Genomic DNA, 14,750 nt, shown 5'->3' with positions numbered 1-14,750 from the left:
AAGGGCCCGCCGGTTCCGACCGGCGGGCCCCATGTCGTTTTCGGGGGTCGTTTCGCCCTCGGGGGTCGTCCGCGGGGTCAGACGCGGCGGCCGCGCAGCTCGCGGTACCGGCGGACGAGCGCGGCGGTCGAGGGGTCCGGCGCCCGCGCCGGCGGCTCCGCCGAGGTGAGCGCGGGCGCGAGGTCCATCGCCATCACCTTGCCCAGCTCGACGCCCCACTGGTCGAAGGAGTCGATGCCCCAGATCGTCCCCTCGACGAAGACGATGTGCTCGTAGAGGGCGACGAGCGAGCCGAGCGTCTTCGGCGTGAGCTTCGGCACGAGGATCGTGCTGGTCGGGCGGTTGCCCGGCATGACCTTGTGCGGGACGATCGCCGCCGGCGTCCCCTCGGCCGCGATCTCCTCGGCCGTCTTGCCGAACGCGAGCGCGGACGTCTGCGCGAGCAGGTTCGCGGTGAGCAGGTCGTGCATCCCGGCGGACCCGGCGGCGCCGTCGACGGCGGGCTCGGCGAACGGCTCGGCGAAGCCGATGAAGTCGGCCGGGACGAGCCGCGTCCCCTGGTGCAGGAGCTGGTAGAAGGCGTGCTGCCCGTTGGTGCCCGGCTCGCCCCAGAAGATCTCGCCGGTCTGCGCGACGACGGGCGCGCCGTCCGCCCGCACCGACTTGCCGTTCGACTCCATCGTGAGCTGCTGGAGGTAGGCGGGGAAGCGCGCGAGCCGCTGGCTGTAGGGCAGCACGGCCCGGGTCTGCGCGCCGAAGAAGTCGGTGTACCAGACGCCGAGCAGGCCCATCAGCACCGGCATGTTCGCCTCGAACGGCGCGGTGCGGAAGTGCTCGTCGATCTCGCGGAACCCGGCGAGCATCTCGCGGAACGCCTCGCCGCCGATCGCGATCATCAGGGACAGGCCGATGGCGCCGTCGAAGGAGTAGCGCCCGCCGACCCAGTCCCAGAAGCCGAACATGTTGGCGGTGTCGATGCCGAAGTCCGCGACCCGCTCGGCGTTGGTCGACACCGCGACGAAGTGCCGCGACACGGCCTCGTCGGCGCCGAGCCGGTCGACCAGCCACCGCCGGGCGGCCTTGGCGTTGGTGAGCGTCTCCAGCGTCCCGAACGTCTTGGAGGCGACGACGAACAGCGTCCGCTCGGGGTCGAGGTCGGCGAGCTTCCCGACGATGTCGGCCGGGTCGATGTTGGACACGAACCGGCACGAGATCCCCGCGTCGGCGTAGTCGTGCAGCGCCTCGTACGCCATGGCGGGGCCGAGGTCGGAGCCGCCGATGCCGATGTTCACGACCGTCGTGATCGTCTTGCCGGTGAAGCCGGTCCACTCCCCCGCGCGGACGCGCCCGGCGAAGTCGGCCATCTTGTCGAGGACGGCGTGCACGTCGCCCGCCACGTCCTGGCCGTCGACGGCGAGCGCCTCGCCGGGCGGCAGCCGCAGCGCCGTGTGCAGGACGGCCCGGTCCTCGCTGACGTTGATGCGCTCCCCCGCGAACATCGCGTCGATCCGCCCGCGCAGCCCGGCCCGCTCGGCGAGCGCGACCAGCAGCCGCACCGTGTCGGCGGTGGCGCGGTGCTTGGAGTAGTCCAGGTACAGGTCCCCCGCGGTCACCGTCATGCGGTCGGCGCGGCCCGGGTCGTCCGCGAACAGCTCGCGCAGGTGCCGCCCGGCGAGCGCCGCCTGGTGGTCGGCCAGCGCGGACCACTCCGGCGACTCGGTGATATCAGCCATTGCCTTCTCTCATCTCCTCGCGCGGCGGGGCCCGTCCCCTCACGGAGCGAGGACGGGCGCCGCGTCCCCCGGGCGCCCGCCGTCCCCTGCCGGCGATCATAGGTCGACCGCGCGTGACCGTATCAGGGCGCCGCCCGGACGCGCAGGCGTCCCACCCGATGCGGGGCCGCCCGCCGCCGCGCCGATAAGGTCGCGGCCACGAGCGGGCACGAGCGGGCACGAGCGAGCACGGCGGCAGGCGCAGGAGGTTCCCGATGAGCGACATCCCTTCCGAGGCACCCTCCCGGCTCGCGCGGCTGTTCGACCTCGCGCCGCTCGGCGAGGACGTGTTCGCCACCACGTCCCGGTCGGTGGGGCGGCCCCGGCTGTTCGGCGGGCAGGTCGCCGGGCAGAGCCTGCGCGCCGCGTGCCTCACGGCGGACGGGCGGCCGCCGCACTCGCTGCACGCCTACTTCATCCGCCCGGGCATGCCGGACGAGCCGCTGACGTTCGAGGTCGCCCGCACGAGGGACGGCCGGTCCTTCTCCACCCGGCACGTCACGGCGAGCCAGGGCGGCAAGCCGATCCTGGAGCTGATCGCCTCGTTCCACGACCCGGAGGACGGGTTCGACTGGCAGGAGGAGGCGCCGTCCGGCACGCCCGGCCCGGAGGGCCTGACCGAGCTCGTCCCGCCGGAGTTCTTCGGACGCCCGTTCGGGTTCGACGTCCGCCTGGTCGACCCGCCGGAGGAGGGCGGGTTCCCGCTCCGCCACCCGTTCTGGATCCGGGCGGCGGACCCGGTCGGCGACGACCCGGGCCTGCACGCCTGCCTGATCGCCTACCTGTCGGACATGGCGGTGGTCAGCGGCGCCCGCGCGCCGGGCTCGCCGCGCGAGCTGGCCACTGCGGTGTCGCTGGACCACGCGGTGTGGTTCCACCGTCCGCCGCGCGTCGACCGGTGGCTGCTCTACACGGTGGACCCGGTGACGAACCACGGCGCCCGCGGCCTCGCCCGCGGCGCCCTCCGCGCCGAGGACGGCACGCTGCTCGCGTCCGTCCAGCAGGAGGCGCTCCTGCGTCCCGTGTCGTCCGCCCGGTCAACGGAGTGACCCTCCGCTCGCGCTAGGCTCACCCCGTCTCGGCGTGATGGGAGTTCTGGTGGGCGAGCGGGCGTTCTGGGTGGGCACCTACACCGGCGGGGCCGGGCGAGGCGCCGGGATCTACCGGGTCACGCGGCGCGACGACGGCGTCCTGACCGCTCCCCTGCTGGCCGCCGAGGCGGTGAGCCCGTCGTACCTGGCGGTGCGTCCCGGCGGGGACGTCCTCTACGCGGTGCGGGAGGAGGACGAGGGCGGCGTCGTCGCGTTCGACGCGTCCGGCGTCGCGTCCGGCGGGCGGCTCCGCGAGATCGGGAGCCGCGCGGCGGGCGCGCTGCCGTGCCACCTGCACGTGCCGCCCGGCGCGCGGCACCTCGTCGTCGCGGACTACGGGTCGGGGACGGTCCGGGCCGTCCCGCTCGGCCCGGACGGCGCGTTCGCGGGCGAGCCCGCCGTCGCCGAAGGGCACGGCGGCGGGCCGCGCGCGGACCGGCAGGAGGGGCCGCACGCCCACGCGAGCGCCTCCGCGCCGGACGGGACCGTCCTGACCACCGACCTCGGCGCCGACCTCGTCCGGTCGTTCCGGATCGAGGGCGGCGCGCTGCGCCTCGCCGGGGAGACGCCGGTCCCGCCGGGGTCCGGCCCTCGGCACCTGGTCGTCCATCCGGGCGGGTACGTGCACGTGGTGACCGAGCTGGCCGCGACCGTCCTCGTGCTGCGGCCGGTGGACGGGTACGCGCGGCTGGAGGTCGTCGCGGAGACGCCCGTGACGGCCGCTCCGGCGGGCGGCACGCCGCTGCCCGGGGCGATCGGGCTCGGCGGCGGCGGGCGGTTCGTGTACACCTCCACGCGCGGCGCGGACGTCGTGACCGCCCACCGGGTGCTGGACGGCGGCGCCGCGCTGGCGGCGGTCGCGGACGTCCCGTCCGGCGGGCGCGGCCCCCGCGACCTCCACGTCGACGACGCCTGGACGGACGGCGCCTGGATGCACGTGGCCAACCAGCACGACGACACGGTCGCGACGTTCCGGATCGGCGCGGACGGCGTGCCCGTCCCGGCCGGCCCGCCGCTGGAGGTGCCGTCGCCCGTCTGCGTGATACCCGCCTGACGGTTTCCTGGTCGGCGCCACGGGCACGTCCCGGGCATGACGACGATCGCGACGACCAACCCCGCGACGGGCGAGGTGGAGAAGACCTTCGACGCGCTGACCGACGAGGAGGTCGACCGGCGGATCGCCCGGGCGGCGCAGACGTTCGCCTCCTATCGGACGACCGCGCTCGCCGAGCGCGCCGGGTGGATGAACGCGGCGGCCGACGTCCTCGACCGGGAGGCCGACCGGATCGCCGCGATCATGACCGCGGAGATGGGCAAGACGCTGAAGGCCGCCGGCGCGGAGGCGCGCAAGTGCGCGAAGGCGTGCCGGTACTACGCGGAGCACGCGGCGGAGTTCCTCGCCGACCGGCGTCCCGCCGACCCCCGCGACGTGGACGCGCGCGACGCCTACGTCCGCTACGAGCCGCTCGGGCCGGTCCTCGCGGTCATGCCGTGGAACTTCCCGCTGTGGCAGGTGATCAGGTTCGCCGCGCCGGGGCTGATGGCGGGGAACGTGGGGCTGCTGAAGCACGCGTCGAACGTCCCGCAGACGGCGCTGTTCCTGGAGGAGGTGTTCCGCCGCGCCGGGTTCCCCGAGGGCGCGTTCCAGGCGCTGCTGATCGGGTCGTCGCAGGTCGAGCGGGTGCTGCGGGACCCGAGGGTGAAGGCGGCGACGCTCACCGGCAGCGAGCCCGCCGGGCGGTCGGTCGCCTCGATCGCCGGGAGCGAGGTCAAGACGACGGTGCTGGAGCTCGGCGGCAGCGACCCGTTCGTCGTGATGCCGTCCGCCGACATCGAGGCGGCGGCGTGGACGGCGGCGGAGTCCCGGTGCCTCAACAACGGGCAGAGCTGCATCTCGGCGAAGCGGTTCATCGTCGACATCGGCTGCGCGGACGAGTTCGAGCGGCGGTTCGTCGCGAACATGCGCGCGAAGAGGGTCGGCGACCCGCTGGACGAGGCCACCGACATCGGCCCCCTCGTCAGCGAGCGGGCCCGCGCCGAGACCGAGGAGCTGGTCGCGGACGCGGTCGCGAAGGGCGCGCGGGTGCTGTGCGGCGGCGAGCGCCCGGACGGCCCGGGCTGGTTCTACCCGCCGACCGTCGTGTCCGGGGTGACGCCGGAGATGCGGATGTACCACGAGGAGGTGTTCGCGCCGGTCGCGTCGCTGTTCCGCGTGCGCGGGGTGTCGGAGGCGGTCGAGGTCGCGAACGCCACGGGCTTCGGGCTCGGCTCCAACGCGTGGACGCGCGACGACGCCGAGCGGGAGCGGTTCGTCCGGGAACTGGACGCCGGGCAGGTGTTCGTCAACGGGATGACGACGTCCTACCCGGAGCTGCCGTTCGGCGGGACGAAGCGCTCCGGCTACGGGCGCGAGCTGTCCGCCGAGGGCATGCACGCGTTCTGCAACGCCAAGACGGTCTGGGTCGGCTGACCCCTCCTCCTAGCGGACGTCCTGCGGGACGTTCCACGGGTTGTCGTCGCGCAGCGGGGGCGGCAGCAGCTCTGGCGGCCAGCCCTGGAACGCGACGGGACGCAGGAACCGGTCGATCGCCGCCGTCCCGACCGAGGTGGTGGACGGCGCGGTCGTCGCCGGGTACGGGCCGCCGTGCTGCATCGCGTGGGTGACGGACACGCCGGTCGGCCACTGGTTCCACAGGACGCGTCCGGCGCGTCCCGCGAGCACCCCGGCGAGCGCGGCGAGGCCGGCGGCCTCGTCCGGTTCGGCGTGCAGGGACGCGGTGAGCTGGCCCGGCAGCGCCGCGAGGACGCCGGGCAGGTCGGACGTCCGCTCGTAGGCGACGACCAGCCCGAGCGGGCCGAAGCACTCCGCGGCGGCGCCGGCGTCGAACGCGTCCAGGTCCGTGGCGAGCAGGCGCGGCGCGGTGGAGGACGGGTCGTCCGGCCAGACCAGCCGCCGGACGCCGGGGCGGGCCGCCAGCGCGTCCGCCCCGGCGAGGAACGCGGACCGGATGCGGTCGTTCAGCATCGGCGCGTCCGGGACGTCCCGGACGCGCCCGGCGAGCCGGCCCACCAGCCCGGCGGGCGCGAACAGCAGGCCGGGGTTGGTGCAGAACTGCCCCGCGCCCAGGGTGAGCGACGCCGCGTACCCCTGGGCGATCTCGTCGCCGCGCGCCCGCGCGGCGCGGGGCGTCACGACGGACGGGTTGACGCTGCCCATCTCCGCGTAGAACGGGATCGGCACGGGACGCTCGGCGGCGATCCCCGCGAGCGCCAGCCCGCCGCGCTGCGAGCCGGTGAACGCGGCGGCGGCGACGCCGGGATGCCGCAGGGCCTCGACGCCCGCGTCCTCTCCCTCGATGAGGCCGAACACGCCGGCCGGGAGCCCGGCGGCGCGGATCGCCTCGGCCGTCCGGCGGGACAGGCGCGGGTGCCCGGGGTGGGCCTTGACCACGACCGGGCAGCCCGCCGCCCACGCGGACGCGGTGTCGCCGCCCGCGACGCTGAACGCGAACGGGAAGTTGCTCGCCGCGAACACCAGGACGGGCCCGACGGGCGTCCGGTAGCGGCGCAGGTCGGGGCGTGGGCCGGTGGGCCAGTCCGGGTCGGGGCGGTCGATGCGCGCGTCGTGGAAGGCGCCCGCGCGGACGGCGTCGGCGAACATCGCGAGCTGGAACGTCGTGCGCGTCAGCTCGCCGTTCAGCCGGGCCTCGCCGAGGCGCGTCTCCGCGCCGGCGAGGGCGACGAGGTCGGCCCTGGCGTCCTCCAGGGCGGCGGCGACCGAGGTCAGGGCGGCGGCGCGGGTCCCGGGCGGCGCGGCGGCCCAGCCGGGCGCGGCGGACACCGCGGCCGACACCGCGGCGTCGACGGGGGTCTTCGGAGCGTGGTTCATCAGAAGGAGAAGCCCTCGGGGAACGGGTCGGCGGGGTCGAGGAGGTAGGTGGCGGTGCCGGTGATCCAGGCGCGGCCGGAGATCTCCGGGACGACGGCCGGGAGCCCGCCGACCTCGGTCGTGCCGACGAGCCGGCCGTGGAAGCGGGTGCCGATGAACGACTCGTTCACGAACCCGGTGTCCAGGGGCAGGTCACCGCGCGCGTGCAGCTGCGCCATCCGCGCGCAGGTCCCGGTGCCGCACGGCGACCGGTCGAACCAGCCGGGGTGGATCGCCATGGCGTTGCGGGACCGCTTCGCGTCGGAGCCGGGCGCGAGGAACTGGACGTGCTTGTTGCCGCCGACGCCCGGCGCCTCCGGGTGCGCCGGCGGGTTCCGCTCGTTGATCGCGGCCATGATCGCGAGCCCGGCGCGGACGATGTCGTCCTTGCGGGACCGGTCGAACGGCAGGCCGAGGGCGTCCAGCTCGGTGATCGCGTAGAAGTTGCCGCCGTAGGCCATGTCGTAGCGGACTTCGCCGAGCCCCGGGACGTCCACCACGGCGTCGCGTTCGAGCAGGAAGGACGGCACCATACGCAGCGTGACGCTCTCCGCCCGCCCGCCGCGGACCGCGACCCTCGCCTCGACGAGCCCGGCGGGCGCGTCCAGCCGGACGACGGTCTCCGGCTCGGTGACCTCGACCATGCCCGTCTCGACGAGGACGGTCGCCAGCGCGATCGTGCCGTGCCCGCACATCGGCAGGAACCCCGACACCTCGATGTAGACGACGCCCCAGTCCGCGTCCGGGCGGGTCGGCTCCTGGAGGATCGCGCCGCTCATCGCGGAGTGGCCGCGGGGCTCGTCCATGAGGAAGCGGCGCAGGCCGTCCAGGTGCTCGATCGCGTGCAGCCGCTTCGCGGCCATAGTGTCGCCGGGGATCGGCGCGACGCCGCCGGTGATGATCCGGGCCGGGTTCCCCTCGGTGTGGGAGTCGACGGCGCTGATCGTCCGGACCGAGCGCATCAGGCGGCCCGCCGCCGGTCGAGGGCCGCGACGGCGCGGGCCATGTCGTCGGCGACGGCGGCGCGGTGCGCGGCGGCGAGCGGTCCGCGCGGCGGGCGGCACGGCCCGCCGTACCGGCCGACGAGGTCCATCCCGAGCTTGATCGCCTGGACGAACTCGGTGCGCGAGTCCCAGCGGAACGCGGCGACGAGCGGCTCGTACAGCGCGCGGGCCTCCTCCAGCGCGCCGCCGGTGGCGAGGTCGTACAGCAGCGCCGACTCGGCGGGGAACACGTTCGGGAAGCCCGCGAACCATCCGGTCGCGCCCACCAGCAGCGATTCCAGGACGACGTCGTCCGCGCCCGCGACCACCGCCAGCCCGGGCGCCTTCTCCCGGATCTCCAGGACACGGCGGACGTCCCCGGAGAACTCCTTGACCGCCACCACCCCGTCGATCTGCGCGATCTCCGCGAGCAGGTCGGGCGTCAGGTCGACCTTGGTGTCGATCGGGTTGTTGTAGACCATGACCGGCAGCCCCACGGACGCGACGGCCTCGAAGTGCGCGACGATCTCGCCCCGGTTGGCCCGGTACATGGTCGGGGGGAGGCAGAGGACGCCGTCCGCGCCGTCCTCGGCGGCGATCTCGGCCCAGTGCCGGGCCTGGTGGGAGCCGGGGGCGTGGACCCCGGCGACGACCACGCCGTCCCCGCCGACCGCCTCCACGGCGGTGCGGGCGACGCGGCGGCGCTCGGCGTCGGTCAGCGAGGAGTACTCGCCGAGGGAGCCGTTCGGGCCGACGCCGCGGCAGCCGTTGCCGACCACCCAGCGGCAGTGCTCGGCGTAGGCGTCGTAGTCGACGGCGAGCCCGGCGGGCGCGGCGGTGTCCGCGCGGTAGGGCAGGGCCGTGGCCACGATGACGCCGCCGAGGCCGGTGGGCTGCGTGTCGCTCATCGGGCGTTCTCTTTCCTGTCGGTGTTCTCGATCTGGTTCTCGACCGGCGGCTCGGCCAGTTCGCCGAGCCGGATCGGCTGCGCGACCGGGCGGTGGTGCGGGTCCGCGCCCACGTCCGGCAGCAGCTCGGCGACGGTGGGGCCGCACACGCGCCCCTGGCAGGGGCCGAGGCCCGCGCGGGTGCCGAGCCTGACCGCGTGCGCCGAGCCGCGGGACGGGTCGCCGCCCGCGCTCAGCAGCGCGCTGTAGGTCGTCTCCTCGCAGCGGCACACGACGGTCTCCGGGCGGAGCCAGCCGGGCCACGCCGCGCCGACCGGATGCGCGGCGGCGAGCCGCGCGGCGAACGCGCGGGCCCGGTCGCGGCGGCGGCGCGTCCGGACCGCCTCGGGGGCGTCCGGGGCGCCTCCCCCGGCGATCCACCCGGCGAGGAGGCCCTCGGTGCGGGCGGCCTGCGCCCCCGCGATGCCGGTGATCTCCCCGGCGGCGAGGACGCCGGGGACGGTGGTCCGCTGGTCGGCGTCCACCTCGGTGAACGCGCCGGCGCGGAGCGCGCACCCGGCGGCGGCGGGGAGTTCGAGGCGCGGGCTGAAGCCGTGGGTGACGCACAGCGCGTCGACGGGGGTCGTGCGCTCGGTGCCGGGCACGACGGACCAGTCGGGACGCAGCCGCGCCGTGACCGCCTCCTCGACGCGTCCGTCGCCGCGCGCCTCGACGACGGCGCGGCCCGTCCGGTACGGGACGCGGCGGCGGGCGAGCAGGCCGAGGTATCCGGCCAGCTCACCGGCCTTGGCGGACTCGGCGGCGAGCTCCCACGGGCGGCGTCCCCAGCCCCGCGCCACGGTGGACGCGGGGTTGGCCTCCAGCACGGCGCGGACGGCGGCGCCCGCGTCCAGCAGCGACGCGGCGACCGGGAGCAGGAACGGCCCGGACCCGGCGATCAGCACGCTGTCTCCGATGACGAGCCGCTCGCCCTTGACGAGGGCCTGCGCCGCCCCGGCGGTGTGGACGCCGGGCAGCTCCCATCCGGGGAACGGCAGCACGCGGTCATGCGCGCCGGGCGCGAGGACGAGCGCGTCGGGCGCGAGCACGTGCCGCTCCCGTCCGGCTCCGTCGGCCTCGCCGCGCAGCACGTGGACGTGCGGGACGCCTTCGTCGGGACGCTCGACCGCCCACACCGCGCTCTCCGGCCACCACTCGCACCGCGCGTGCCCGAGCACGTGGTCGCGGAGCCGCTCGAAGCCGCGCCAGCCGTGGTGGAGGCGCCCGGGGTCGGCGGCGGCGAAGGCGCCGGGAAGCATCCGGTGGAACTGGCCGCCCGGGTTCTCGGCGGCGTCGAGCAGCGTCACCGCCGCCCCGGCCCGCAGCGCCCCCGCCGCCGCCCCGAGCCCCGCGGGCCCGGCCCCGACCACCACGACATGCCTCGTCATCGCGGGTTCTCCGGGAGCCGGGACTGGGTGGTCACCGCGTCGCCGTCGCGGGCGCGGCGGGCGCAGGCGCGCACGTCGCGGACGCCGTTCACGGTCACCAGGCAGTCGAAGCACACGCCGATGCCGCAGAACACGCCGCGCGGCGCGCCGGACGGGCCCGTCCGCCAGGCGCGGCGGCCGGCGGCGAGCAGCACGCCCGCGATGGTCTGGCCCGCGATCCCGGCGACCGGCTCGCCGTCCACGGTGATCCGCAGCGGGACGTCGCGGCGTCCGACCGGGTCGTCGGCCACGAGCCTCATGCGGCGCGTCCCTCCGGGCGGACGGCGGGCCGGTCCACGCGGAACGGCGCGGCGTCGACCTCGGGTTCGCGGCCGAGCAGCAGGTCGCGCAGGACGGCGGCGGTCCCGGCGGCGAGCCCGATCCCGGCGCCCTCGTGGCCGGTGGCGTGCCAGAGCCCGGCCAGCTCCGGGTCGGGGCCGATCACGGGGAGGTGGTCGGCGACGTACGGGCGGAACCCGCCGTACGCGCGCATCACCGGGACCCCGGCCAGCGAGGGGAACAGCCGCAGCGCCCTTCCGGCGAGCACCGACAGCACGCCGGGGCGGATCCGGTCGTCGAACCCGACGCGGCGGCGCGTCGAGCCGATCAGGACCGTCCCCGCGCGGGTCGACTCGACCACGGCGGACGCCTGGAGCTCCGCCTCGCCGCTGCCGACCGCGCCCACGTAGTCGGCGTCGTAGACCTTGTGGAAGACGGTCGGCGGCAGCGGGGCCGTGACGAGCACCTCGCCGCGCCGGGGGCGGACGTCCAGCCGGACGCCGAGCCGCGCCGCGACCCCGCCCGACCACGGACCGGCGGCGTTGACGACGGCGTCGGCGCCGACCGTCCCGCCGGTGGTGCGGACGCCGGTGATCCGGCCCCCGCGGGTGACGGCGCCGGTCACCTCGCATCCGGTGCGCAGGACGGCCCCGGCCGAGACGGCGGCGCCGAGCAGCGCGGTGGCCGCGGCGGCGGGCTGGACCTGCGCGTCCTCGGGATAGTGGACGGCGGCGGCGACGTCCTTCACCGCGTGCGGCTCGGCCTCGGCGAAGGCGGCGGCGTCCAGTTCGGCGGCGGTGGTCCCGGCGGCGCGCTGGCCCGCGGCGAAGTCGCGCAGGGCGGCGGCGCCCTCCGGCGTCGTCGCGACGACGATCCCGCCCTTGGCGTCCCACTCGACCGCCCCGGCATGGGGAAGCGTTTCCAGGAGGCGCGGCCAGAGCCGCAGCGACAGCCGCGCCAGCTCCAGCTCGGGCCCCGGGCCCTTGTCGGAGACGAGGACGTTGCCCTCCCCGTGCGCCGTGGTCGCGGCGGCGGGACGCGCCCGCTCGACGACGGTCACCGCGCATCCGGCGGCCGTCAGCTCGCGGGCGCAGGCGGTGCCGACGATCCCGGCGCCCACCACCACGACCCGCGTCATCGGCCCTCCGTCTCGTTCGTTAAACCGAACGCTCCGAGACTAGGACCGCCGCCCGCGGCCTGTCAACGCGCCTCGTCCCCCGGCCGGAGCAGATGCGGCGGCGCCTCGGGGGCGGCGTGCAGGCGCTGGTCGGAGCGGTACTCCAGGAGCAGCACCGACCGGACGGCGCCCTCCAGCGCGGTGTAGGCGTGCGGGAGGCGGGCGTCGAAGCCCACGTAGTCGCCGGGCCCGAGCTCGACGTCCGCGCCGTCCACCCGCACGCCGAGGCGACCGGCCTGGACGATCGTGTGCTCGGTCCCCACGTGGCCGAGCGAGTCCTGCCGGCATCCGGCCCTGACCTGCTGGTCGTACACCTCGAAGATCGCGCCGCCGGACTCGATGCCGCGCAGCGGGCGCAGGTCGACGCCCGCGCCGCGCAGCACCTCGACGTCCGCCGCGCGGACCACGGTCGGCCCGGACGGCTCCCGGTGGTCGAGCAGGTCGGAGATCGGCACTTCGAGGGCCCTGGACAGGCTGAACACCGTCTCGATCGTCGGGTTCCCCGCCCCGGCCTCCAGCTGCGACAGCGTCGCCTTCCCGATCTTCGACCGGCGGGACAGCTCCGACAGCGACAGGCCGCGCGCCAGCCGGGCGCGCCGCAGGTTGCCGGCCAGCACGTCCCGCACCGAGTTCCCTGACGCGCCCACGGTCCCCGCCCTCTCGTCCAGCGTTCGGTATACCGAACCATCCTATCGGGCGGCGGGACGGTCAGAGGTCCGCGTGCCGTCCCGCGCCGAGATCGCGGGCGCGCTCGACGATGACGGACGCCGCCGCCGTGTCCTGCACGCCGACGCCGACGCTGTTGTAGAACACGACGTCCTCGTCCGACTCGCGGCCCTCGGCGAGGCCCGCGACGATGGGGCCGAGGGGCCGCACCCGCTCGGGGCTGAGCCGTCCCGCGCGGATCGCCGCCACGACCGGACCGGCGTGCTCCAGCGCGGTCGGCACGTCGTCCACCACGATCGACGCGGCGCGGGTGAGGACGTCGTCGTCCACCTCCGCCCGGTCCGGGGCGAAGGAGCCGACGCTCAGGACCGTGCAGCCGGGGTCGAGCCACGCCGCGCGGACGACCGGCTCCGCGCTCGTCGTCGCGGTCACGACGATCTGCGCGCCCTCCACGGCGTCCCGGACGGAAGGCGCCGCCTCGACCGGCAGGCCCAGCTCGTCGGCGAGCCCGGCGGCGACGCCGCAGGTGTCCGGGTGGCGGCAGGCCAGCGCGACCCGCCCGACCGGCCTGACCTCCGCCATCGCCCGGACGTGCGCGCGCCCCTGCGGGCCGCAGCCGAGCACGGCGAGCCGGGACGCGCCGGGGACGGCGAGGTGGTCGGCGGCGACCGCGCTCGCCGCGGACGTCCGCAGCGTCGTCACCGACTCGCCCTCGATGATCGCGACGGGCCGCCCGTCCTCCGGGTCCTGGACGATCACGAGCGCCGACACGGTCGGCAGGCCGCGCGCCGCGTTGCCCGGGTGCACGCTGCCGAACTTGGACACCGCGCCCGTGCCGGGCATGCGGGAGACGTAGCAGAACGCGACGTCGCCGTCCGGGCCGTCCAGCAGCAGCCGCGGCGCGAGCCGCGCCTCCCGGCGGCCGAGCGCGCGGAACGCGGCGCGCTGCGAGGCGATCGCCGCGGGCAGGTCGAACACCGCGCGCACGTCGGCGGCGGAGAGCAGCAGCACGTCGGCCATCCGACGATCCTCCCGAGGGCCTTCCCGCGCCGTCCAGCGCGGAAGGGCAAGCGGTTCTTATCGATCACTACATGAGATCGCATGCTTGGTCGTCTCGACGCAGGTGCGCCGACGTTTCACGCTTTCACCATCCCGCCCGCGAGCGACGGAGGCCCGATGACCGCAGCGAAGCGAGGATCTTCGGGCCACCCGCCCGAGGGTCCGGGAGGCGACCCCCAGACCCCCAGACCGGAGGTCCGACCGAGGACCAGGCTCCCCTCCCGGCCGCGCGGGCGGCGGTTTCGCGGCGTCGCGGTGGTCGGGATCGGTGTGCTGGTGGCGCCGCTGGCCGCGGGGTGCGGGGACTCGGGCGGGTCGGACGGGTCCGGGCCGATCAAGATCGGTGTTCCGGCGCCGCTGAGCGGCGACTCGGCCTCGGCGGGGCAGGACATCCTCGCCGCCGCCAAGGTCGCCGCAGCCGAGATCAACAAGGCGGGCGGGGTCAAGGGCCGCAAGATCGACATCGTGGAGGCCGACGACCAGTGCAGCGCCCAGCAGGGCGCGCAGGCCGCGCAGAAGCTGCTGAACAGCAAGGTCGTGGCGGTCGCGGGCGGCTACTGCTCGGGCGCGGCGGTGCCCGCGATCCCGATCTACGGGCGGCGGAGCGTCCCCTTCGTGATGGACGCCTCCACCAACCCGTCGCTCACCGACACCGGCAAGGGCAAGGTGTTCCGCACCTGCGGGCGCGACGACAACCAGGGCCTCGTCGCCGCGAAGTTCATGACCGGCCCGCTCGGCGCGAAGCGCGTCGCGCTCCTGCACGACAACACCACCTACGCCAAGGGCCTCGCGGACGCGGCGGCGAATTCCGTCAAGCAGGCGGGCGGGCAGGTCGTCTACGAGGACGCGCTCCAGCCCGGCCAGTCCGACTACAGCCCCGTCCTGACGAAGGCGGCCTCGACCAATCCGGACGTCCTGTACTTCACGGGGTACTTCGCCGAGGCAGGCCTCCTTATGAAACAGCGCAAGCAGCTCGGGCTGAAGTTCACGCTGATGGGCGGGGACGCGACGACCGACTCGACCGTCCTGAAGACGGCGGGGCCGGCGGCGGACGGCTACATCGCCACCACCGCGCCGCTCGCCAAGGACCTGCCCGCCGCGGCCGGGTTCGTGTCGGCCTACAAGGCGGCGAACAACGCCGACCCCGGGCCGTTCTCGGTGTACGAGTACGACGCGGTGAAGGTCATCGCGAAGGCGATCGGCGACGCCGGGTCGACCGATGGCAAGGACGTCATCGACGCCCTCCACAAGATCAAGGACTTCCCGGGCATCACCGGGCCGATCACCTTCGACCAGAAGGGCGACCGGACCGACCCGCTGTACATCACCGTCCAGGTCCAGGCCGGCGCGTTCACCGCCTACAAGAAGCTGGATAAGAGCGGCGGCACCTGGGTGGACGCCAAGACCTCATGAGCGGGGCC

General features: G+C 75.7%; 13 protein-coding genes. 4 read left to right on the top strand and 9 right to left on the bottom strand.

The genetic code is table 11. The features are described from left to right. Positions 1-77: 77 nt before the first annotated feature. Entirely contained in the window at positions 78-1,733 is a 1,656-nt protein-coding gene (gene pgi / locus ACH01S_RS05875; protein ID WP_067886142.1) for a glucose-6-phosphate isomerase, read from the bottom strand. Positions 1,734-1,987: 254 nt separating this feature from the next. Between pgi and ACH01S_RS05870 the strand changes: the two genes are divergently transcribed. Genes ACH01S_RS05870 through ACH01S_RS05860 form a run of 3 tightly spaced genes read left to right on the top strand, consistent with a single transcriptional unit; the run spans position 1,988 to position 5,333 of the window. Next, the gene (locus tag ACH01S_RS05870; RefSeq protein ID WP_067886140.1) at positions 1,988-2,821 is read left to right on the top strand and encodes an acyl-CoA thioesterase; all 834 of its coding nucleotides are present in this window, start codon (positions 1,988-1,990) and stop codon (positions 2,819-2,821) included. A 37-nt stretch (positions 2,822-2,858) separates the two neighbouring features. Then, positions 2,859-3,917 carry a lactonase family protein gene (locus ACH01S_RS05865; RefSeq protein ID WP_083980401.1) on the top strand — a complete coding sequence of 353 codons (1,059 nt, stop codon included), beginning with the start codon at positions 2,859-2,861 and terminating at the stop codon, positions 3,915-3,917. A 36-nt stretch (positions 3,918-3,953) separates the two neighbouring features. Next, entirely contained in the window at positions 3,954-5,333 is a 1,380-nt protein-coding gene (locus tag ACH01S_RS05860; protein ID WP_067886138.1) for an NADP-dependent succinic semialdehyde dehydrogenase, read from the top strand. Positions 5,334-5,342: 9 nt separating this feature from the next. Here the strand turns inward: ACH01S_RS05860 and ACH01S_RS05855 are convergent, their stop codons facing one another. The 8 genes from ACH01S_RS05855 to ACH01S_RS05820 form a co-directional block, all read right to left on the bottom strand. Then, complete coding sequence (locus tag ACH01S_RS05855; protein WP_067886136.1) at positions 5,343-6,752, bottom strand: aldehyde dehydrogenase (NADP(+)); 1,410 nt, start codon at positions 6,750-6,752, stop codon at positions 5,343-5,345. Then, positions 6,752-7,753 carry a proline racemase family protein gene (locus tag ACH01S_RS05850; protein WP_067886133.1) on the bottom strand — a complete coding sequence of 334 codons (1,002 nt, stop codon included), beginning with the start codon at positions 7,751-7,753 and terminating at the stop codon, positions 6,752-6,754. The genes ACH01S_RS05855 and ACH01S_RS05850 overlap by 1 nt, the downstream gene beginning before the upstream one ends. Then, positions 7,753-8,682, bottom strand: coding sequence for a dihydrodipicolinate synthase family protein (locus ACH01S_RS05845; RefSeq protein WP_067886131.1), 930 nt, complete (start codon positions 8,680-8,682; stop codon positions 7,753-7,755). Before ACH01S_RS05845 ends, ACH01S_RS05850 begins: the two co-directional genes overlap by 1 nt. Continuing rightward, the gene (locus ACH01S_RS05840; protein WP_067886129.1) at positions 8,679-10,109 is read right to left on the bottom strand and encodes an FAD/NAD(P)-dependent oxidoreductase; all 1,431 of its coding nucleotides are present in this window, start codon (positions 10,107-10,109) and stop codon (positions 8,679-8,681) included. Before ACH01S_RS05840 ends, ACH01S_RS05845 begins: the two co-directional genes overlap by 4 nt. After that, on the bottom strand, positions 10,106-10,408 hold the full coding sequence (locus tag ACH01S_RS05835; protein WP_067886126.1) for a (2Fe-2S)-binding protein: 303 nt from the start codon (positions 10,406-10,408) through the stop codon (positions 10,106-10,108). Before ACH01S_RS05835 ends, ACH01S_RS05840 begins: the two co-directional genes overlap by 4 nt. Beyond that, positions 10,405-11,565 (bottom strand): NAD(P)/FAD-dependent oxidoreductase, encoded by a 1,161-nt coding sequence (locus ACH01S_RS05830; protein ID WP_067886124.1) that lies wholly within the window; start codon positions 11,563-11,565, stop codon positions 10,405-10,407. The genes ACH01S_RS05835 and ACH01S_RS05830 overlap by 4 nt, the downstream gene beginning before the upstream one ends. A 62-nt stretch (positions 11,566-11,627) precedes the next feature. Further along, entirely contained in the window at positions 11,628-12,251 is a 624-nt protein-coding gene (locus tag ACH01S_RS05825; RefSeq protein WP_067886122.1) for a helix-turn-helix domain-containing protein, read from the bottom strand. A gap of 61 nt (positions 12,252-12,312) precedes the next feature. Continuing rightward, the gene (locus tag ACH01S_RS05820; protein ID WP_067886120.1) at positions 12,313-13,290 is read right to left on the bottom strand and encodes an ornithine cyclodeaminase family protein; all 978 of its coding nucleotides are present in this window, start codon (positions 13,288-13,290) and stop codon (positions 12,313-12,315) included. Positions 13,291-13,584: 294 nt separating this feature from the next. On the opposite strand from ACH01S_RS05820, the gene ACH01S_RS05815 reads away from it, so the two are divergent. Beyond that, the gene (locus ACH01S_RS05815; protein ID WP_067886118.1) at positions 13,585-14,742 is read left to right on the top strand and encodes a branched-chain amino acid ABC transporter substrate-binding protein; all 1,158 of its coding nucleotides are present in this window, start codon (positions 13,585-13,587) and stop codon (positions 14,740-14,742) included. Positions 14,743-14,750: the final 8 nt, after the last annotated feature.

The sequence above is a fragment of the Actinomadura chibensis NBRC 106107 genome (assembly GCF_001552135.1).
GTDB classification, from domain to species: domain Bacteria; phylum Actinomycetota; class Actinomycetes; order Streptosporangiales; family Streptosporangiaceae; genus Spirillospora; species Spirillospora chibensis.
This window is presented reverse-complemented; position numbering and strand designations above follow the sequence as displayed.